At 67.9% G+C, this 19,783-nt stretch carries 15 protein-coding genes; 8 read left to right on the top strand and 7 right to left on the bottom strand.

The window, feature by feature from the left end:
- Nucleotides 1-124: 124 nt before the first annotated feature.
- From HMPREF1224_RS25430 to gshB, 7 genes are all read right to left on the bottom strand, one after another.
- Nucleotides 125-1,396 carry a dihydroorotase gene (locus tag HMPREF1224_RS25430; protein WP_003121752.1) on the bottom strand — a complete coding sequence of 424 codons (1,272 nt, stop codon included), beginning with the start codon at nt 1,394-1,396 and terminating at the stop codon, nt 125-127.
- Nucleotides 1,393-2,397, bottom strand: a complete 1,005-nt coding sequence (locus tag HMPREF1224_RS25425) for an aspartate carbamoyltransferase catalytic subunit (protein ID WP_003084569.1) — start codon at nt 2,395-2,397, stop codon at nt 1,393-1,395. The genes HMPREF1224_RS25430 and HMPREF1224_RS25425 overlap by 4 nt, the downstream gene beginning before the upstream one ends.
- Nucleotides 2,398-2,420: 23 nt before the next feature.
- Nucleotides 2,421-2,933, bottom strand: a complete 513-nt coding sequence (gene pyrR, locus HMPREF1224_RS25420) for a bifunctional pyr operon transcriptional regulator/uracil phosphoribosyltransferase PyrR (protein ID WP_003084574.1) — start codon at nt 2,931-2,933, stop codon at nt 2,421-2,423.
- 111 nt (nt 2,934-3,044) lie between these two features.
- The gene (gene ruvX, locus HMPREF1224_RS25415; protein WP_003121753.1) at nt 3,045-3,479 is read right to left on the bottom strand and encodes a Holliday junction resolvase RuvX; all 435 of its coding nucleotides are present in this window, start codon (nt 3,477-3,479) and stop codon (nt 3,045-3,047) included.
- On the bottom strand, nt 3,479-4,048 hold the full coding sequence (locus HMPREF1224_RS25410; RefSeq protein WP_010793542.1) for a YqgE/AlgH family protein: 570 nt from the start codon (nt 4,046-4,048) through the stop codon (nt 3,479-3,481). The genes ruvX and HMPREF1224_RS25410 overlap by 1 nt, the downstream gene beginning before the upstream one ends.
- A 48-nt stretch (nt 4,049-4,096) precedes the next feature.
- Nucleotides 4,097-4,990 carry an energy transducer TonB gene (locus HMPREF1224_RS25405; RefSeq protein WP_003162015.1) on the bottom strand — a complete coding sequence of 298 codons (894 nt, stop codon included), beginning with the start codon at nt 4,988-4,990 and terminating at the stop codon, nt 4,097-4,099.
- Between the two features lie 146 nt (nt 4,991-5,136).
- A complete protein-coding gene (gshB, locus tag HMPREF1224_RS25400; protein WP_003100943.1) occupies nt 5,137-6,090 on the bottom strand; it encodes a glutathione synthase in 954 nt (317 codons plus the stop codon).
- Nucleotides 6,091-6,344: 254 nt separating this feature from the next.
- Here gshB and pilG point away from each other — a divergent pair, with 254 nt between their 5' ends.
- The 8 genes from pilG (at nt 6,345) to HMPREF1224_RS25360 (ending at nt 19,777) form a co-directional block, all read left to right on the top strand.
- Entirely contained in the window at nt 6,345-6,752 is a 408-nt protein-coding gene (pilG, locus tag HMPREF1224_RS25395) for a twitching motility response regulator PilG (protein ID WP_003084583.1), read from the top strand.
- Between the two features lie 46 nt (nt 6,753-6,798).
- Entirely contained in the window at nt 6,799-7,164 is a 366-nt protein-coding gene (pilH, locus tag HMPREF1224_RS25390; RefSeq protein ID WP_003084587.1) for a twitching motility response regulator PilH, read from the top strand.
- A 50-nt stretch (nt 7,165-7,214) separates the two neighbouring features.
- Nucleotides 7,215-7,751, top strand: a complete 537-nt coding sequence (locus HMPREF1224_RS25385; RefSeq protein WP_003084590.1) for a chemotaxis protein CheW — start codon at nt 7,215-7,217, stop codon at nt 7,749-7,751.
- Nucleotides 7,752-7,835: 84 nt separating this feature from the next.
- Nucleotides 7,836-9,884, top strand: coding sequence for a chemotaxis chemoreceptor PilJ (pilJ, locus tag HMPREF1224_RS25380; RefSeq protein WP_003100940.1), 2,049 nt, complete (start codon nt 7,836-7,838; stop codon nt 9,882-9,884).
- A gap of 60 nt (nt 9,885-9,944) precedes the next feature.
- On the top strand, nt 9,945-10,820 hold the full coding sequence (gene pilK, locus HMPREF1224_RS25375; RefSeq protein ID WP_003100938.1) for a type 4 fimbrial methyltransferase PilK: 876 nt from the start codon (nt 9,945-9,947) through the stop codon (nt 10,818-10,820).
- A gap of 11 nt (nt 10,821-10,831) precedes the next feature.
- Nucleotides 10,832-18,250 carry a chemotaxis signal transduction system protein ChpA gene (gene chpA, locus HMPREF1224_RS25370; protein ID WP_010793541.1) on the top strand — a complete coding sequence of 2,473 codons (7,419 nt, stop codon included), beginning with the start codon at nt 10,832-10,834 and terminating at the stop codon, nt 18,248-18,250.
- Nucleotides 18,243-19,274 (top strand): chemotaxis protein CheB, encoded by a 1,032-nt coding sequence (locus HMPREF1224_RS25365; RefSeq protein ID WP_003084598.1) that lies wholly within the window; start codon nt 18,243-18,245, stop codon nt 19,272-19,274. The genes chpA and HMPREF1224_RS25365 overlap by 8 nt, the downstream gene beginning before the upstream one ends.
- Nucleotides 19,271-19,777: a chemotaxis protein CheW gene (locus HMPREF1224_RS25360; RefSeq protein WP_003106119.1), complete on the top strand. Its 507-nt coding sequence runs from the start codon at nt 19,271-19,273 to the stop codon at nt 19,775-19,777. The genes HMPREF1224_RS25365 and HMPREF1224_RS25360 overlap by 4 nt, the downstream gene beginning before the upstream one ends.
- The last annotated feature ends 6 nt before the right edge of the window (nt 19,778-19,783 follow it).

Raw genomic sequence — 19,783 nt, 5'->3', positions numbered from 1 at the left:
TGAGGCGGGTTGGTGGCAGAGGCTGGGATAGGGCGCCCACCCCGGCAACGGATACGCCCCCGGAATCGCGAACGCGAAGATGAAAAAGCCCGCCGGATGGCGGGCTTTTTCGTGGTGGCAGGGATCAGCCCTCGTGGGTCAGGTGTCCGTCCACCAGGGTGTAGCGCACTCGTCCCGGCAGGCAGTGACCGACGAACGGGCTGTTCTGCCCCTTCGAGTACCAGCTCTCACCGGCCAGGGTCGAACCCTGCGGGTCGAACAGCACCAGGTCGGCGGCCTGGCCCACCGCCAGGCGCCCGGCAGGCAGGCGCAGCGCCTGGGCCGGGCCGTGGGAGAGGCGGGCGAGCAGGGTCGGCAGGTCGAGCAGGCCGTCCTGCACCAGCGTCATCGCCAGCGGCAGCAGCAGCTCGGCGCCGCTGATGCCCGGCTCGGTGGCGGCGAACGGCGCGTTCTTGGCGTCCGCCTCGTGGGGTTGGTGGTGGCTGGCGATGGCTTGTACCACGCCGTTCTTCACCGCCTCGCGCAGGGCTTCGCGGTCGGCCCTGGTGCGCAGCGGCGGTTGCACGTGGTAGAGGCTGGAGAAGCCCACCAGCGCTTCGTCGGTGAGGATCAACTGGTACAGCGCCACGTCGCAGGTCACCGGCAGGCCACGGGCCTGGGCCTGGGCGACGAGTTCGATGCCGCGGGCGCTGGTCAACTGGCTGAAGTGCGCGCGCACGCCGCTCTGTTCCACCAGCAGCAGGTTGCGGGCCAGGGCCACGGTCTCGGCGGTCTCCGGGATCCCCGCGAGGCCGAGGAAGCTGGCGGTCGGGCCTTCGTGGGCGAGGCCGCCTTCGGCGAGATCGGTGTCCTGCGAGGTGAAGATCACCGTCAGGTCGAAGGTCGCCGCGTACTCCAGGGCGCGCCGCAGGATGCGATTGCTGGCGAAGCCATGCAGGCCATTGGTGAAGGCCACGCAACCGGTGTCGCGCAGGGCCACCAGTTCCGACAGTTGCTCGCCGCCGAAGCCGCGGGTCAGCGCGCCGACGGGGTAGACCTTGGCGTTGCCGGCCTCGCGGGCGCGGTCGAGGATCAGCTCGGCCACCGCCGGGGTGTCCAGCACCGGCCGGGTGTAGGGCGGGCAGCACAGACTGGTGGTGCCGCCGGCCGCGGCGGCGCGGGTCTCGCTTTCGACGTTGCCCTTGCGTCCATAGCCCGGCTCGCGCAGGGCGACGCTCAGATCGACCAGTCCCGGCGCGGCCACCAGGCCGGCGCCGTCGAGGGTCTTCTGGGCGCTGAAGCCGGCCGGCGCGGCGCCGATGGCGACGATCTTGCCAGCCTCGATGTGGAGGTCGCCGACCTGGTCCAGGCCACTGGCCGGGTCGATGACGCGGGCGCCTCGGATACTGATGGTCATTCGGCGTCCTCCTGTTCCAGCTGGCGTTGGGTGTTCTGGCCGCTCATGGCCATGGACAGCACCGCCATGCGGATGGCGATGCCGTAGGTGACCTGGTTGAGGATCACCGACTGGGCCCCGTCGGCCACCGCCGACTCGATCTCCACGCCACGGTTGATCGGGCCAGGGTGCATGACGATGGCATCCGGCTTGGCCAGCTTCAGGCGCTTCTCGGTCAGGCCGTAGAGCTTGAAGAATTCGCCCTCGCTGGGTAGCAGGCCACCCTGCATGCGCTCGCGTTGCAGGCGCAGCATGATCACCACGTCGACGTCCTTCAGGCCTTCGTCGGCGTTGGTGAACACGCGCACGCCGTACTGCTCTTCCAGGCCGATCGGCAACAGGGTGCGCGGGGCGATCACGCGGATGTCCGGGCAACCCAGGGTCTTGAGCGCCAGCATGTTCGAACGGGCTACTCGCGAATGCAGGATATCGCCGACGATCGCCACCGATAGCTGCTCGAAGTTCCCTTTGTGTCGGCGGATGGTCAGCATGTCGAGCATCCCCTGGGTGGGGTGCGCGTGGCGGCCGTCGCCGCCGTTGATCACCGCCACGTTGGGGCTGACGTGCTCGGCGATGAAGTGCGCCGCGCCCGAGTCGCTGTGGCGCACCACGAACATGTCGGCGGCCATCGCCTCCAGGTTGCGCAGGGTGTCGGTGAGCGTCTCGCCCTTGCTGGTGGAAGAGGTGGATACGTTCAGGCTGATCACGTCGGCCGACAGCCGCTGGGCGGCCAGCTCGAAGGTGGTGCGGGTGCGCGTGGAGTTCTCGAAGAACACGTTGCAGACGGTCTTGCCGCGCAGCAGCGGGACCTTTTTCACCGCGCGGGCGCCGACCTCCAGGAAGGAATCGGCGGTATCGAGGATTTCGGTGAGCAGCTCGCGGGGCAATCCGTCGAGCGAGATGAAGTGGCGCAGCTGGCCCTGGTCGTTGAGCTGCAGCGGGCGCTTGGCGTCTGTCGGCATGGGGCAGGCCCTAGTGAAGAGGATCAGGAAGCGGAGGAAAGGACCTTGCGCTCGAGGGCGAGCGGTGCGGGACCGACCAATTTTACCCGTTCATCGCGACCCAGGGACAGGGTCTGGCCGACCACGTCGGGGCGGATAGGCAACTCCCGGGCGTTCAGGTCGAGCAGGCAGACCAGGGTCACGCTGGCCGGACGGCCGTAGTCGAACAGTTCGTTGAGTGCGGCGCGGATGGTGCGGCCGCTCATCAGCACGTCGTCCACCAGGACCAGGTGCTGGCCGTCGATCTCGAACGGCAGCGCCGACGGGCGGACCTGCGGATGCAGGCCGTTCTGGGTGAAGTCGTCGCGGTAGAAGGAGACGTCGAGGGTGCCCAGCGGCTCTTGGTTGCCCAGTTCCCTCAGCAGCGCCTCGGCGACCCAGATGCCGCCGGTGTGGATGCCGACGAAGCGCGGCCGCTCGATGCCGCGCTCGGCGAGATGGGCGCGCAGGTCGCTGGCCATGCGCGGCAGGAGTTCGGCGGGATTGGGTAGGCTCATGGTGGCTCCTCGCTGACATCGATGGGATGGCCGCCGGGAGAGCCCGCTGTAGGGAGGCGCCCGCGGTGGCGAAAGCATAATGGCAAACGGCGGCGTGCCGGCTGCCATGGGTCAATCCGGGTGTTCGGCCAGCCAGCCTTCCAGCAGCAGGGCGGCGGCCAGGGCGTCCACCGGTCGCTCGCGGTAGCCGTCGCGCTGGCCCTGGGCCAGGCGCTCGCCCTTGGCGGCGTAGGTCGTGAGGCGTTCGTCGTGGGTAAAGACCGGCAGGTTGAAACGGCCGTTGAGGCGGCGGCCGAACTTTTCCGCGCGCTCGCTCATCTCGCTTGGGCTGCCGTCCATGTTCAGCGGCAGGCCGACGACGATGGCGTCCGGCTGCCATTCCTTGATCAGCGCTTCCACCCGGTTCCAGTCCGGCACGCCGTTCTGCGCCTTCAATACGCACAGCTCGCGGGCCTGGCCGGTCACCGCCTGGCCGACGGCGACGCCGATCTGCCGGGTGCCGTAGTCGAAGCCCAGCAGCAGGCGCAGCGGCTTGTCGCTGACCATCAGGCGTGACCGGCCTGGGCGGGGAGCAGGCTGAGGTTGACGCCCAGGCGCGCGGCGGCGGCGCTGAGGCGCTCCTCGGGCGGCAGGTCGAAGAGGATCGCCGGGTCCGCCGGGCAGGTCAGCCAGGCGTTGTCGCTCAGTTCGGCCTCCAGCTGGCCGGCTTCCCAGCCGGCATAGCCAAGGCTGATCAGGCTCTTTTCCGGGCCGGTGCCGGCGGCGATGGCGAACAGCACGTCCTGCGAGGTGGACATCGCCAGCTCGCCCAGTTCCAGGGTCGACTGGTAGCTCAGGCCGCTGGGGTGGAGGACGAAGCCACGGTCGGTCTGCACCGGGCCGCCGTTGTAGATGTCGATGTGCTGGCAGCGCGCCGGCGGCAGGGCGTCCGGCTTGAGCTGTTCGAGGACTTCCGCCAGGTTGAGGCCGCTGGGACGGTTGATCACCAGGCCCATGGCGCCCTGCTCGTTGTGTTCGACCAGGTAGGTCACGGTCTGGGCGAAATTGGGGTCGGCCATGTGCGGCATGGCGATCAGGAAATGATGCTTGAGGTAGGTTGGGCTGCTCTGTTTCATGGCCGCTAGTGTCCTGCTTCGGACGCGAGAAAGCCAGCCTTGCCGGCGCTACTTGCTGGACAGCCGGTCGCCGCGTTCGAAGCGCCAGGTACGGATGATCTCCAGCCGGTCGATGTCGGCCAGGTCGCCGCTGAACGGCGCATAGGGCGCGGCCAGGCGGACGATGCGCTGGGCGGCCTGGTCGAGGATCGGCTCGCCGGAAGACTCCAGCACCTGCACCTCGTAGATGGTGCCGTCGCGGTTGATCGACACCAGCAGCCGCAGGCTGCCGTAGAGCTTCTGCCGGCGGGCCTCGTCGGGGTAGTTGAGGTTGCCGATGCGTTCGATCTTCTTGCGCCAGTCTTCCTTGTACCAGGCGCCCTTGTCGCGCATGGTCGAGGCGGCGCTCAGGCGGTGGATGCGCGGGCGCTTGGCGTAGGCCTGCTGCTCCTTGGCCAGGTCGGCCTCGAGGCTGGCGATTTCCGCCGAGAGCTGGGTTGAGTCGAAATGCGGCGCCGGCTTGGCGACCTGCTCGGCCTTCTGTGCCTGGGTCTTGCTCGGTGCCTTCTGCTGGCGCTGGCGGGTGGTGGTCACCGCGGCCTTGGGCGCCTCTTCGCTCCTGGCCTGCTTCGGCGTAGCCGGCGGCGCGACTTTCTTCACCTGGTTGTCCTGGAACGGCGCGACCTCGGTGGTCTTCGGCGCGGCCTTGTGCTCCAGGGTTCCGCTGCCCTGCTGGTTCATCTGCGCGAGGTAGTCGGCCTTCTCCGGCGCCTTGTCGCTCTTGAAGGTGGCCAGGGTGATTTCCAGGGTCTTGCTGATCTGGCTCGGCGCGGGCATGGAGAAGCCCACCCCGAGGATGAGGGCGACGTGCAGGATGGCTGCGATGAACAGGGTGAAGCCCAAACGGTCCGCCGGGCGGACGCCGGCAGCGGCGGAGGGGGACTTGAGGACGGCGGCGTTCATTGCGGATCGTGGTGGCTGGCGTGGGGCGAAGTCTGCCGATGGGGGGCGGAAAAGTCTATGACGCACTCCGCGCCTTGGACACGCGGTCGCTCGCCGTGGCGCATCGGCCGGGCCGAGGCGGGCGGACCGAGGCCCGCCCGCGCGATTCAGCGGGCAGCCAACTGGGCGGCGATGGCGTCCATCAGCTTGTCGCCGATGCGGGTGTCGAAGGCCTGGTCGATCTCGCGGATGCAGGTCGGGCTGGTGACGTTGATTTCCGTCAGATAATCGCCGATCACGTCGAGGCCGACGAACAGCAGGCCGCGCTCGCGCAGGTGCGGGCCGACCTCGGCGGCGATCCAGCGGTCGCGCTCGCTCAGCGGCTGGGCCACGCCGCGGCCGCCGGCGGCGAGGTTGCCGCGAGTCTCGCCCTGGGCGGGGATGCGCGCCAGGCAGTAGGGCACCGGTTCGCCGTCGATCATCAGGATGCGCTTGTCGCCGTCCTTGATTTCCGGCAGATAGCGCTGTGCCATGATCTGCTGGCTGCCATGCTGGGTGAGGGTCTCGAGGATCACCGAGAGGTTCGGGTCGCCTTCGCGGTGACGAAATATCGACGAACCGCCCATTCCGTCCAGGGGTTTGAGAATGATGTCACGATGCTCGGCGGCAAACTCGCGCAGAATATCGGATCGCCGGCTGACCATCGTCGGCGGAGTGCACTGGGTGAACTGCGTGGCGAAGAACTTCTCGTTGCAGTCGCGCAGGCTCTGCGGCCGGTTCACCACCAGGGCGCCGGCACGCTCGGCCTGTTCCAGCAGGTAGGTCGAATAGACGAATTCGTTATCGAAGGGCGGGTCCTTGCGCATCAGGATCACGTCCAGTTCGTGCAGCGGTTGGTCGCTTTCCGCTTCCAGTTCGAACCAGCGGGAGGCATCGTTGAAGACCTTCAGCGGGCGCATGCGTCCACGCGCGACGCCGGCCTTCTGGTAGAGGTCCTGCTGTTCCATGTAGAACAGCGACCAGCCGCGGGCCTGGGCAGCCAGCAGCATGGCGAGCGAGCTGTCCTTCTTGAAGTTGATGCGCGCGATGGGGTCCATGACGATCCCGAGGCGTACGCTCATGGGAATTCCTCCGAAAGGGGGTGGGTTGTCCGGTCGCGGCGGGGAGGCCGCGTGGCAAGCGGGTTTGACGCTCAGGTTGGCGCCCCGTTTGCGCTTGGTCAAGGAAAAAGCCGGCCTGTTCCGGGCATTATGGATAGAGTTGCGTCGAGTGTGCTAAAAAGGCCCGCGATTGGGTCGCAGCCCGTCGGTGACAGGGCGTTAGCGCACTGAAGAAAACACAGAAGAATGATTCACCGAGTCGATATAGGGCGAACATGGAACAGCAATCCGACGGTTTGAAAGTGATGGTGATCGACGATTCGAAAACGATTCGTCGCACCGCCGAAACACTGCTGAAAAAGGTCGGTTGCGACGTGATCACGGCAATCGACGGCTTCGATGCCCTGGCGAAGATCGCCGATACCCATCCGAACATCATTTTCGTCGACATCATGATGCCGCGCCTGGATGGCTATCAGACCTGCGCCCTGATCAAGAACAACAGCGCGTTCAAGTCCACCCCGGTGATCATGCTGTCCTCCAAGGACGGCCTGTTCGACAAGGCCAAGGGGCGCATCGTCGGCTCCGACCAGTACCTCACCAAGCCGTTCAGCAAGGAAGAGCTGCTGGGCGCGATCAAGGCACACGTACCCAGCTTCACCCCGGTGGACGCCGTTTCCTGATATCCGGCCGCATGGCCGTTGATGCTTATTTCGTGATGGGGATCCCATGGCTCGTATTTTGATTGTTGATGACTCTCCGACCGAGATGTACAAGCTGACCGCCATGCTGGAAAAGCATGGTCACCAGGTACTCAAGGCCGAGAACGGCGGCGACGGCGTCGCCCTGGCCCGCCAGGAAAAGCCCGACGTGGTCCTGATGGACATCGTCATGCCCGGCCTCAACGGCTTCCAGGCGACCCGTCAATTGACCAAGGACGCCGAGACCAGCGCCATCCCGGTGATCATCGTCACCACCAAGGACCAGGAGACCGACAAGGTCTGGGGCAAGCGCCAGGGCGCTCGCGACTACCTGACCAAGCCGGTGGACGAAGAGACCCTGCTGAAAACCATCAATGCGGTGCTGGCGGGCTGAGCCCGTCGCAGCGCATCGCTCACCCTGACCCCGGAAAGACCAGGCCCCGCATGTCGGACGTTCAGACCCCCTTCCAGCTCCTCGTCGACATCGATCAGCGCTGCCGACGCCTGGCCGCCGGCCTGCCGGCCCAGCAGGAGGCGGTGCAGAGCTGGAGCGGGATCGGCTTCCGCATGGGCGGGCGGTTCTTCGTCGCCCCCATGGGGGAGGTCGGCGAAGTCCTGCACGAACCGCGCTACACCCAGCTGCCGGGCGTGAAGACCTGGGTCAAGGGGGTGGCCAACGTACGTGGCCGCCTGCTGCCGATCATGGACCTCTGCGGTTTCCTCGGCACCGAACTGTCGCCCTTGCGCAAGCAGCGGCGGGTGCTGGTGGTGGAGCACCTGGACGTGTTCGCCGGCCTCATCGTCGATGAGGTGTTCGGCATGCAGCACTTCCCGGTGGACACCTTCAGCGAACAGCTGCCGCCACTAGAAGCGGCACTGCAACCCTTCATTCATGGCGTCTTCCATCGAGAGCAGCCGTGGCTGGTGTTCAGCCCGCATGCGCTGGCGCAACACCAGGGCTTCCTCGACGTCGCCGTATAAACAGCTTCACCGGTTGGGCCGGTCTGCCGGCCCGTGTCGTGACATGGAAATCGTAATCGTGGTCGGTCCGGGCGGGGGCCAAATATGAAGAAAATCAACGCAGGCAATCTTTTCGCGGGCATGCGCAGCAGCTCGGTGATCGCGGGGCTGTTCATCGTCCTCATCGTCTCGATCGTGTTGCTGTTCGCCAACTTTGCCTACCTCAACACCCAGTCGAACCATGACAAGCAGTACATCGGCCATGCCGGCGAACTGCGCGTCCTGTCGCAGCGGATCGCGAAGAACGCCACCGAAGCGGCGGCGGGCAAGGGCGAGGCGTTCAAGCTCCTGAAGGATGCGCGCAACGACTTCGAGAAACGCTGGAACATCCTGGTCAACGGCGACGAGAGCACATCCCTGCCGCCCAGTCCCGAAGCGGTGAAGCCGCAGATGGACGTGGTGCAGCAGGACTGGGATGGCCTGCGCAAGAACGCCGACTCCATCCTCGCCAGCGAACAGACTGTACTGTCCCTGCACCAGGTGGCCTCGACCCTCGCCGAAACCATCCCGCAGCTGCAGGTGGAATACGAAGAGGTGGTCGACATCCTGCTGGAGAACGGTGCCCCGGCCGACCAGGTCGCGGTCGCCCAACGCCAGTCGCTGCTCGCCGAACGTATCCTCGGCTCGGTGAACAAGGTGCTGGCCGGCGACGAGAACTCGGTGCAGGCCGCCGACAGCTTCGGCCGCGACGCCAGCCTGTTCGGCCGCGTACTGAAGGGCATGCAGGAAGGCAACGCGGCGATGAGCATCTCCAAGGTGACCAACGCCGAGGCGGTGGATCGCCTGAACGAGATCGCCGAACTCTTCGAGTTCGTCTCCGGCTCGGTGGACGAGATCCTCGAGACCTCGCCCGACCTGTTCCAGGTCCGGGAAGCGGCGAACAACATCTTCAGCGTTTCGCAGACCCTGCTGGACAAGGCCTCGCAACTGGCCGACGGCTTCGAGAACCTGGCCGGCGGGCGCAGCATCAACCTGTTCGCCGGTTACGCCCTCGGCGCCCTGGCTCTGGCCTCGATCATCCTGATCGGCCTGGTGATGGTGCGCGAGACCAACCGCCGGCTGGCCGAGACCGCCGAGAAGAACGACCGCAACCAGGCCGCGATCCTGCGTCTGCTCGACGAGATCGCCGACCTCGCGGACGGCGACCTGACCGTGGCCGCGACCGTGACCGAGGACTTCACCGGCGCCATCGCCGACTCGATCAACTACTCCATCGACCAGCTCCGCGAACTGGTGGAGACCATCAACCAGACCGCCGTGCAGGTGGCCGCAGCGGCCCAGGAAACCCAGTCCACCGCGATGCACCTGGCCGAAGCCTCCGAGCACCAGGCGCAGGAAATCGCCGGCGCCTCGGCGGCGATCAACGAAATGGCGGTGTCGATCGACCAGGTATCGGCGAACGCCTCGGAATCCTCGGCGGTAGCGGAACGTTCGGTAGCCATTGCCAACAAGGGCAACGAGGTGGTGCACAACACCATCACCGGCATGGACAACATCCGCGAGCAGATCCAGGACACCTCGAAGCGAATCAAGCGCCTCGGCGAATCGTCCCAGGAGATCGGCGACATCGTCAGCCTGATCAACGACATCGCCGACCAGACCAACATCCTCGCCCTGAACGCCGCGATCCAGGCGTCGATGGCCGGGGACGCGGGCCGCGGCTTCGCCGTGGTAGCGGACGAGGTACAGCGACTGGCGGAACGTTCCTCGGCGGCGACCAAGCAGATCGAGGCGCTGGTGAAGACCATCCAGACCGACACCAACGAAGCGGTGATCTCGATGGAGCAGACCACCTCCGAGGTGGTCCGCGGCGCGCGCCTGGCCCAGGACGCCGGTGTGGCCCTGGAGGAGATCGAGAAGGTATCCAAGACCCTCGCGGCGCTGATCCAGAACATCTCCAACGCCGCCCGTCAGCAGGCATCGTCGGCCGGCCACATTTCCAACACCATGAACGTCATTCAGGAGATCACCTCGCAGACCTCCGCCGGTACCACCGCCACCGCACGGAGCATCGGCAACCTGGCGAAGATGGCGAGCGAGATGCGCAACTCGGTATCCGGCTTCAAACTGCCGGAGGGCGTGGAGCAGGCCTGAGCATAGGCGCGGCGGCCGCCTGGCGGGCGCCGCGTCGACACCTTGGACGAGGGGCACGGCATGCAGGCGAACGGCGTCTGGTCACTGCAGCCGCTGGCCGATATGTCGGCAGCGGAGTTCCGCGACTGGCAGGTCCTGTTGGAGAACCGCACCGGCGTGGTGCTCAACGAGCAACGCCGGACGTTCCTGCAGGCCAGCCTGACCGCGCGCATGCGTGAACTGGGCATCGGCGACTACCACAGCTACTACCGCCAGGTGACCGACGGTCCGCGTGGCGCAGTGGAGTGGGCGACCCTGCTGGACCGCCTGACCGTCCAGGAAACCCGTTTCTTCCGTCATCCCCCGTCTTTCGAGCTGCTCGAGCGCTACCTGGGCGAGCGCCTGCGCCGCGAAGGCATGCCGCGGCCCTGGGCCCTGTGGAGCGTCGGCTGCTCCAGCGGCGAGGAACCCTACTCGCTGGCGATGTGCGCCGCGCAGGTGTTGCGCGGGCAGGAACGGGAAGATTTTTTCGGCGTCACCGGGACGGATATCAGCCTTCACGCCCTGCAGCGGGCGCGGCAGGCGAACTATCCGGCCCGCAAGCTGGAGCAACTGGAGGCCGGGTTGGTCGAACGCTATTGCGAACGCCAGGCCGACGGCAGCTTCAGCGTGAAAACGATACTGACCGAGCGTGTCTGCTGCGCCCGGCTGAATGTGCTGGACCTGGCGAAGGCGCCCTGGTCCGGCATGGACGTGATTTTTTGTCAGAACCTGCTGATCTACTTCCGTCGCTGGCGACGGCGCGAGATCCTCAACCGGTTGGCCGAACGGCTGGCGCCGGGAGGCTTGCTGGTGATCGGGGTCGGCGAAGTGGTCGACTGGAGCCATCCGGAGCTCGAGCCGGTCGCCGACGAGCGGGTCCTGGCCTTTACCCGTAAGGGGTACTCAGGCACATGAATGGAGTGGCTATGGGTGACCGGCACGACTACGTCGCTCTGGAATGGGTGAAAGGCGAGATCGCCGAAACCCTGAAACAGGCGCGCCAGGCGCTGGAAGCGTTCGTCGAGAACCCGCAGGACCCGACCCGCATGCGGTTCTGCCTGACCTACGTGCACCAGGTGCAGGGCACCCTGCAGATGGTCGAGTTCTACGGCGCGGCCCTGCTCGCCGAGGAAATGGAGCAGTTGGTCCAGGCCTTGCTGGACGGTCGCGTGCCGAACCAGGGCGAGGCCCTGGAAGTGCTGATGCAGGCGATCCTGCAACTGCCGATCTACCTCGACCGGATCCAGACCGCCCGGCGCGACCTGCCGATGGTGGTCCTGCCGCTGCTCAACGACCTGCGCGCCGCGCGCGGCGAGAAGCTGCTCTCGGAAACCAGCCTGTTCGCGCCCGACCTGTCGCAGCGCCAGCCGCAACTGGACGGCGAGGCCATCGCGCAACTGCGCACCGACGAACTCGGCGGCTTGCTGCGCAAGCTGCGCCAGACCCAGCAGATGGCCCTGGTCGGCCTGCTGCGCAACCAGGACGTGGCGACCAGCCTCGGCTACCTGGCGCGTGTCTATGCGCGCCTGGAGGGCCTGTGCCGCGAGGCACCGCTGGGGCCGCTGTGGAGCATCGCTTCCGGCCTGGTCGAGGGCCTGGCCAACGGTAGCGTGGTCAACAGCGCCTCGGTGCGCACCCTGCTGCGCCAGCTCGACCGCGAACTCAAGCGCCTGGTCGAGCAGGGCGCCGACGGCCTGAACCAGGCCGCGCCGGACGAGCTGGTGAAGAACCTGCTGTTCTACGTGGCCAAGGCGCCTTCGCAGTCGCCGCGGATCCGCGCTCTGAAGGAACAGTACCGCCTCGACGAGGCGCTGCCCGACCACGAGACGGTGGACGCCGAGCGCGCCCGCCTCGCCGGACCCGACCGCGACGCGATGCGTTCGGTGGTCGGTGCCTTGTGCGAGGAACTGGTGCGGATCAAGGACAGCCTCGACCTGTTCGTGCGCAGCGACCGTGGCCACCCCTCGGAACTGGACGCCCTCCTGGCGCCGCTCAAGCAGATCGCCGATACCCTGGCGGTACTCGGCTTCGGCCAACCGCGCAAGGTCATCCTCGACCAGTTGGACGTCATCCACGCCCTGGCCCAGGGCCGCCGCGAGCCGAGCGACGCGATCCTGATGGACGTCGCCGGCGCGTTGCTCTACGTCGAGGCCACCCTGGCCGGCATGGCCGGTCCCGGCGACGAGCGCAACAGCGAGGAAAGCCGCCTGCCCACCACCGATGTGGCGCAGATCCACCAGTTGGTGATCAAGGAAGCGCGCAACGGTCTGGAGCAGGCCAAGGACGCGATCATCGAGTTCATCGCCTCGCAGTGGAACCACGAGCACCTGGCCCGCGTGCCGGAGCTGCTGACCCAGGTCCGCGGCGGCCTGGCGATGATCCCGCTGGAGCGCGCCGCGACCCTGCTGGAAACCTGCAACCGCTATATCCAGGAACAGCTGCTGGCGCGCAAGGCGGTGCCGGACTGGCAGAGCCTGGATACCCTGGCCGATGCCATCACCAGCGTCGAGTATTACCTGGAGCGCCTGAGCGAGGACCATGCCAGCCAGAGCGACCTGATCCTCGACGTCGCCGAGGACAGCCTGGCGAACCTCGGTTATACGTTGAAACCGAATTCGTCGGCCCCGGCCGAGCCCGGCCTGTCCGGACCCGCTGCCGTCGAGTCCCCTGCTGCCGAGCCGGAGAGGCCGGAGGCGGTCGTCGAGCTCGCCGAGACAGCGGAGCAACCGCCCGCCGACAGGGCTCCTGCCGAGGCCGCGAGGGAAGATGCCCCGCAGCTGGCCAGCGACGACAACTGGACCCTTGGCGAAGTCGCGCCCGACGCCGGCGAGCCGTCCCTCGACCTGGCCCTGGACCTGCCGCTGGACGATTCCGCCGAAGTGCCGCCGGCGTTGCCGGAGGTGGTCGAGGAGAGCGGCCAGCCGCAGTCGACCCCGGCGCCTGCCCGCAGCCTGGACGATTTCAGCCTCGACGAGATCGATCTCTCCGGCCTCGACCTGCCCGCCGATGCGGCCCCGGCCTCCGGGCCGGCGGCCCTGGCGGACTGGTCGCTGCCGGAGCAGTGGGGGCTCGGCGATGACCTGGCGCAGCCGGCGCAGGCCGGCGAGACGTTGGATCTGAGCCTGGAGGAGCCGGCGCTGTCCTTCGACGCGCCGCTGGAAAGCCTCGAGCCGTTGCCGGCGCTGGAGCCTTTCGACGGCTCCGCTGAACAGGAGCTGGTTCTCGATGCGCTCGATCCGCTGCCGCTGGATGTAGCCTTGCCGGAGGCGGAGGGCGAGGTGTCCGCCTGGGAGGGCTCGAGCCTGGAGGAACTGGATCTTTCCGACCTCGATCTCCCCGAGGTGCAATTGCCCGAGGCTGAGGCCGAGGCGCCGCCTGCCGCCGAGGCGCTCGCCAGCGCAGCGCCGGCCCTGTCTCTGGCCGAGGTGATGGCTGCGCCGGTGCAGCCGATCAATCCGCCGGCGCAGAACGTTCCGGTCAGCCTGCTGCCACCGCCGGCCGACGAGGAACCGGTGGACGAGGAACTGCGCGAGGTCTTCATCGAGGAGGCCGGCGAGGTCCTGGAGACCATCGGCCGCTACCTGCCGGCCTGGAAAGCCGACCACGACGACCGCGAAGCGCTGACCGAGGTACGCCGTGCCTTCCATACCCTCAAGGGTAGCGGACGGATGGTCCGTGCCCTGGTGATCGGCGAACTGGCCTGGTCGATAGAGAACCTGTTCAACCGCGTGCTCGATCGCAGCATCGCCGCCAGCGAGCCGGTGCAGCGAGTGGTGGACCAGGTCGTGGCCCTGTTGCCGGAGCTGGTCGAGGAGTTCGCCGCCAATGCCCAGCGCCAGCGCGACGATGTCGACCTGCTGGCGGCCACCGCGCATGCCCTGGCCAAGGGCGAGCCGCTGCCGGAACCGCCGGCGCCGGACGACGGCGGAGTACCGCCGGAAGCCGGGGCGGAGCAGCCGTCGAGCCTGGACAACGGCGTCCAGGCGCCGCCATTGGCCGACGCGCCGCAGGCCGCTGCCGAGGCGCAGAGCGACGTCGAACTGCTCGATCCGCAACTGCTGGAGATCTTCACCAACGAGGCGGAAACCCATCTCGAGGCCCTGGTCGGCTTCCTCGCCGACTGCGCCCGCGAACTGCCGCAGCCGGTCACCGATGCCTTGCAGCGTGCCCTGCATACCCTCAAGGGCAGCGCACACATGGCCGGCATCCTGCCGATCGCGGAGATCGCCACGCCGCTGGAAAAACTGGTCAAGGAATACAAGTCCAACCTGCTCGCCTTCGACCTGCGCGAAGCGGAGTTGCTGCACGACGCCGAGCAACTGTTCCGCATCGGCCTGGAGCAGGTCGGCGCGCAACGGCCATTGAACCCGATCCCCGGCAGCGACGCGTTGCTGGAGCGTATCGAGGCACTGCATCAGGAACGCATCGCCTCGCTCGAGGCCGAGCGCTACAGCGATGCCGGCGAGCGCCGCGATCCGTTGCTGATCGAGGCGTTCCTCGTCGAAGGCATGGACATCCTGCTGGACGCCGAGGACCTGCTCGAGCGCTGGCACGAGCATCCGCAGGAGCGCCAGGAACTGAGTGCGCTGCGCGAGGAGCTCAGCACTCTGGACCGGGGCGCCCGGCATGCCGAGCTGCCACAGGTGGAAGAACTCTGCCAGGCCTTGCTGGCGCTCTACGATGCCGTCGAGGAAGGCCGCCTGGCGGTCAGCCCGGCGTTCTTCGAGGAAGCCCGCCAGGCCCACGAGGCGCTGATCGGGATGATGGACCAGGTCGCCGCCGGCCTGCAGGTCACGCCGCGTCCGGAGCGGGTCGCGGCCCTGCAGGAGCTGTTGGAAGCGCCCGCCGCCGAGGCCGTTCCGTTCATCGACCCGGAGAGCCTCGGCGCCGACGATTTCCCCCCGGAAGACGAAGAACCGGCCCTCCCCGAGGCGGTCTTCGAAGAGGCCGGGACGCCTGCCGAGGAGACCGTACCGGCAGCGCCTGCACCGGCTCCCGGCCGCGAGCTGGACGAGGAAATGGTGTCGATCTTCCTCGAAGAGGCGGTGGACATCCTCGAAAGCGCCGGCCAGGCACTGGCCCAATGGCAGGCCGAGCCGGGCGCGCTGTCTTCGCTCAGCGCCCTGCAGCGCGACCTGCACACCCTCAAGGGCGGCGCACGGATGGCCGAGATCGCCGAGATCGGCGACCTGGCCCACGAGCTGGAGGCCCTCTATGAAGGACTGGTCGACCGCCGTTACCAGCACTCCCCGCAACTGGCCGGATTGCTGCAAGCCTGTCACGACCGCCTGGCCGAACAGCTCGACCAGTTGAGCGCCGGCCAGCCCCTGGCCGACCCGCACGACCTTATCCAGTCGATCCGCCGGTTCCGCCAGGGCCCGGTGGCCGAGGCCGCGACACCGGGCGAGGCGGAAAGCCCTGTCGAGGAACTCGTTGCACCTGCCGTCGAGGAGCCCGCCGCGCCTGCTGCGGAGGCGTTCGAAGAGCGCGATCCCGAACTGGTGGAGATCTTCCTCGAGGAAGGCTTCGATATCCTCGACAGCGCTGCCGCCGCGTTGCAGCGCTGGATGGACGACGTCGACAACACCATCGAACTGGAAGCCTTGCAGCGCGACCTGCATACCCTCAAGGGCGGTGCGCGGATGGCCGAGATCGGCGAGATCGGCGACCTCGCCCATGAGCTTGAATTCCTCTACGAAGGCCTCTGCGGTGGACGCCTGCGCGCCAGCCCGGCCTTGTTCGGCCTGCTGCAGCGCTGCCACGACGAGCTGGCCGAGATGCTCGAGGCGGTGCGTGGCCACCGCACGCTGCCCGACGGGCAGGCGCTGATCGCGGAGATCAGGCGCCTGCGCAGCGATCCCGACGAGCAACTGAGCGTACCCACCAGCGTCAGCCTCAAGCCGCTGGCGGCGAAGGGCGCGGCGGCCGACGAGAGCGAGATCCTCGACATCTTCCTCGAGGAAGCCGACGACCTGCTGGAGAACCTCGAACTGGCGCTCGGCCGCTGGGACGGCGGCAACGGCGACGCCCAGCCGCTGGACGACCTGCTGCGGATCCTGCACACCCTCAAGGGCGGTGCGCGCCTGGCCGGACAGACCGAGCTGGGCAACCTGGCCCACGACCTCGAGCAGCATCTCACCGATGCGCAGCAACAGGGCGCGCCGTGGCCGGACAGCCTGCTGCTGGATGCGCAGTCGGGGCTGGAAGGCCTGCAGCGGCAGGTCGACCTGTTGCGCGAGCGGCTGGCCGAGGACGACGAGGCCGGTGAGCGGCCCGAGCCCGCCCAGGCGCTGGTCCAGGCCGACGATACCGACCGCGCGGTGGCCTCCGCGCTGGCAGAGCTGACCCGCCTGGCCCCGGCGGCCGGCGCGATCATGGCGGCCGAGGCGGCGCCTCCGGCCGCCCCGGCCACCACCCTGCCGTTCGTGCGCAAGGCCCAGGAGGCGGCCCAGGAGGCCGCTTCCCGACGTGCCCCGCAGGAGCTGGTGAAGGTGCCGGCGGAACTGCTGGAGAACCTGGTCAACCTGGCGGGCGAGACCTCGATCTTCCGCGGCCGAGTCGAGCAGCAGGTGAGCGACGTCGGCTTCACCCTCGGCGAGATGGAGTCCACCATCGAGCGGGTGCGCGACCAGTTGCGCCGCCTCGACACCGAGACCCAGGCGCAGATCCTCTCGCGTCACCAGGCCGATGCCGAACGCGCCGGCTACGAAGAATTCGACCCGCTGGAAATGGACCGCTATTCGCAGTTGCAGCAGCTCTCGCGCGCACTCTTCGAATCGGCCTCCGACCTTCTCGACCTGAAGGAAACCCTGGCGGCGAAGAACCGCGACGCGGAGACCCTGCTGCTGCAACAGGCGCGGGTCAACACCGAACTCCAGGAAGGCCTGATGCGCACCCGCATGGTGCCGTTCGATCGGCTGGTACCGCGTTTGCGGCGGATCGTCCGGCAGGTGGCCGGCGAGCTTGGCAAGCAGGTCGAATTCGTGGTCGGCAACGCCGACGGCGAGATGGATCGTACCGTCCTCGAACGCATCGTCGCGCCGCTGGAGCACATGCTGCGCAACGCCGTGGACCACGGCATCGAGTCCGGCGAGACGCGCCGCGCGGCGGGCAAGCCGGAGCACGGTACGATCCGCCTGAACATCGGCCGCGAGGGCGGCGACATCCTCCTCACCCTCTCCGACGACGGCGCCGGCATCCGCCTCGACGCGGTACGGCGCAAGGCCATCGAGCGTGGCCTGATGAGCGCCGACAGCGACCTCAGCGATCATGAAGTGCTGCAGTTCGTGCTCGAGTCCGGTTTCTCCACCGCCGAAAAGGTCACCCAGATCTCCGGGCGCGGCGTCGGCCTCGACGTGGCCAACTCCGAGGTCAAGCAGCTCGGCGGCTCGGTGAGCATCCAGACCGAGCCGGGCCAGGGCACCCGCTTCAACGTGCGGCTGCCGTTCACCGTGTCGGTGAACCGGGCGCTGATGGTGCTATCCGGCGAGGATCTCTACGCGGTGCCGCTGAACACCATCGAGGGCATCGTGCGGGTTTCGCCCTACGAACTGGAGGCGCTCTACGACCAGCGCGGCGAGGCGGGGCTGGATACGCCCAGCTTCGAATACGCCGGGCAGTCCTACGAACTGAAGTACCTCGGCGAGCTGCTGAACAACGGCCAGGAACCCAAGCTGGTCGGCCAGTCGCTGCCCTTGCCGGTGATCCTGGTGCGCTCCTCGGAGCATGCGGTGGCGGTGCAGGTCGACTCGCTGGCCGGTTCCCGCGAGATCGTGGTGAAGAGCCTCGGTCCGCAGTTCGCCGGGGTCGCCGGGATTTCCGGGGCGACCCTGCTCGGCGATGGCCGGGTGGTGGTGATCCTCGACCTGCTGGCGACCATCCGCTCCCGGCACGCGCTGCTCGGCCAGGAAAGCCGTCGCGAACGCCTGGCGCTGCGCCAGGAAATGGCGGCGAGCGAAAGCGAGCAGCAGCGGCCGCCGCTGGTCATGGTGGTGGACGACTCGGTCACCGTGCGCAAGGTCACCACCCGCCTGCTGGAGCGCAACGGCATGAACGTGCTGACCGCCAAGGACGGCGTGGACGCCATCGCCCAGCTCCAGGAGCATCGTCCGGACATCCTCCTGCTGGACATCGAGATGCCGCGCATGGACGGTTTCGAGGTCGCCACCCTGGTGCGTCACGACGAACGCCTGGGCAACCTGCCGATCATCATGATCACCTCGCGGACCGGCGAGAAACACCGCGAGCGCGCGCTGGGCATCGGCGTCAACCAGTACCTCGGCAAGCCTTACCAGGAAACCGAGCTGCTCGAAGCCATCCAGTCCCTGGTCGGCCAGCATGAGTGAGCGCGCCACGCCACGGGTCGCGGTGATCGCCGACACCTCGTTGCAGCGCCACGTGTTGCAACAGGCGCTGCTCGGCCATGGTTACGAGGTGGTGCTCAACGCCGACCCGGCCAGGGTCGACGACGCCGCGCTGGAGTGCGCGCCCGACCTGTGGCTGGTGGACCTGACCCAGCAGGACGACTCGCCGCTGCTGGACAGCCTGCTGGAGCAGGACCGTGCGCCGGTGCTGTTCGGCGAGGGCCACGCGCCGGAGCGGCATACCGAACATTACCCGCGCTGGGAACGGCGGCTGATCGGCAAGCTGAAGCGCTTGATCGGCGACCCCAGCGATGGCGTTGGCGACAGCCTCGGCGCATTGCTCGACGAGGAGCGTCCGCCGCGCCTGGAGATTCCCGGCGACCTCGCGGCGATGCCGCTGCAGGCCGGCGAAGCGGCCCGCGAGGTGTGGCTGCTGGCGGCCTCGCTCGGCGGCCCGGCGGCGGTGAAGGCATTTCTCGACGCCTTGCCTGGCGGCCTGCCGATCGGCTTCCTCTATGCCCAGCACATCGATGCCAGCTTCGAGCAGAACCTGCCGCAGGCAGTCGGCCGGCACAGCCAGTGGCATGTGAAGAACGTCCGCGACGGCGAAGCGCTGCGTTGCGGCGAGGTCATGGTGGTGCCGGTGCTGCACGAGCTCGGTTTCCACCACGACGGGCGACTGAAATGCAGCCAGCGTCCCTGGCCGGAACCCTACACCCCGTCCATCGACCAGATGATGCTCAACCTGGCCCAGCAGTTCGGGCCCGACTGCGGGGTGATCGTTTTCAGCGGCATGGGTAGCGACGGCAGCGCCGCTGCCGCCTACGTGCGGCGCCAGGGTGGCGAGGTATGGACCCAGCGCGCCGACAGTTGCGTCTGTTCGAGCATGCCGGACAGCTTGCGCGAAGCCGGTTACAGCAGTTTCAATGCCAGCCCCCGCGAACTGGCCGAGGCATTGGTCAAGCATCTGGCCGCACGCTGCGCGCCGACAGGAGTCGAAACATGAACCAGGCCGTGATCGAGCAGGATGGCATGAGCCGGAACACCCCAGCCAACCCGACCCCGGACAGCCTCACCGGGCTGCTCCTGCCGCTGAGCGACCGCACCCTGCTGTTGCCCAACGTCGCCGTGGCCGAACTGATCGCCTATCGCAACCCGCAGGTCGCCGCCGGCCTGCCGCAGTGGTACCTGGGCCAGGTGGCCTGGCGCGACCTGCGCCTGCCGCTGCTGTCCTTCGAGGCGGCCTCCAGCGGCGAACAGCAGCCGGTACTCGGCAGCAGCGCGCGGGTGGTGGTCATCAACGCCCTCGGCGGACGACCCCATGTGAAGTTCCTCGCCCTGCTGGTGCAGGGCATTCCGCGCTCGGTGCGGCTGGACGCCAATCTCGCGAGCACCGCCGCGCCGCTGGCGGCGCTGGAACTGGCGGCGGTGGACATCGGCGGCGAAACCGCACGGATTCCGGACCTGGCCGGCCTCGAAGAGAAGCTCGCCGACGCCGGCCTGATCTGAGCCGTC

The organism is Pseudomonas sp. P179, from assembly GCF_000478485.2.
Taxonomy (GTDB): domain Bacteria; phylum Pseudomonadota; class Gammaproteobacteria; order Pseudomonadales; family Pseudomonadaceae; genus Pseudomonas; species Pseudomonas aeruginosa.
The sequence above is the reverse complement of the archived record's forward strand: the minus strand, read 5'-3'. Positions and strand labels throughout refer to the sequence as shown.

Excerpts from the sequence above, each read along its gene's own strand:
- HMPREF1224_RS25430 (WP_003121752.1), bottom strand. The coding sequence starts at position 1,396 with ATGACCATCAGTATCCGAGGCGCCCGCGTCATCGACCCGGCCAGTGGC.
- HMPREF1224_RS25425 (WP_003084569.1), bottom strand. The coding sequence starts at position 2,397 with ATGCCGACAGACGCCAAGCGCCCGCTGCAGCTCAACGACCAGGGCCAG.
- pyrR (WP_003084574.1), bottom strand. The coding sequence starts at position 2,933 with ATGAGCCTACCCAATCCCGCCGAACTCCTGCCGCGCATGGCCAGCGAC.
- ruvX (WP_003121753.1), bottom strand. The coding sequence starts at position 3,479 with ATGGTCAGCGACAAGCCGCTGCGCCTGCTGCTGGGCTTCGACTACGGC.
- HMPREF1224_RS25410 (WP_010793542.1), bottom strand. The coding sequence starts at position 4,048 with ATGAAACAGAGCAGCCCAACCTACCTCAAGCATCATTTCCTGATCGCC.
- HMPREF1224_RS25405 (WP_003162015.1), bottom strand. The coding sequence starts at position 4,990 with ATGAACGCCGCCGTCCTCAAGTCCCCCTCCGCCGCTGCCGGCGTCCGC.
- gshB (WP_003100943.1), bottom strand. The coding sequence starts at position 6,090 with ATGAGCGTACGCCTCGGGATCGTCATGGACCCCATCGCGCGCATCAAC.
- pilG (WP_003084583.1), top strand. The coding sequence starts at position 6,345 with ATGGAACAGCAATCCGACGGTTTGAAAGTGATGGTGATCGACGATTCG.
- pilH (WP_003084587.1), top strand. The coding sequence starts at position 6,799 with ATGGCTCGTATTTTGATTGTTGATGACTCTCCGACCGAGATGTACAAG.
- HMPREF1224_RS25385 (WP_003084590.1), top strand. The coding sequence starts at position 7,215 with ATGTCGGACGTTCAGACCCCCTTCCAGCTCCTCGTCGACATCGATCAG.
- pilJ (WP_003100940.1), top strand. The coding sequence starts at position 7,836 with ATGAAGAAAATCAACGCAGGCAATCTTTTCGCGGGCATGCGCAGCAGC.
- pilK (WP_003100938.1), top strand. The coding sequence starts at position 9,945 with ATGCAGGCGAACGGCGTCTGGTCACTGCAGCCGCTGGCCGATATGTCG.
- chpA (WP_010793541.1), top strand. The coding sequence starts at position 10,832 with ATGGGTGACCGGCACGACTACGTCGCTCTGGAATGGGTGAAAGGCGAG.
- HMPREF1224_RS25365 (WP_003084598.1), top strand. The coding sequence starts at position 18,243 with ATGAGTGAGCGCGCCACGCCACGGGTCGCGGTGATCGCCGACACCTCG.
- HMPREF1224_RS25360 (WP_003106119.1), top strand. The coding sequence starts at position 19,271 with ATGAACCAGGCCGTGATCGAGCAGGATGGCATGAGCCGGAACACCCCA.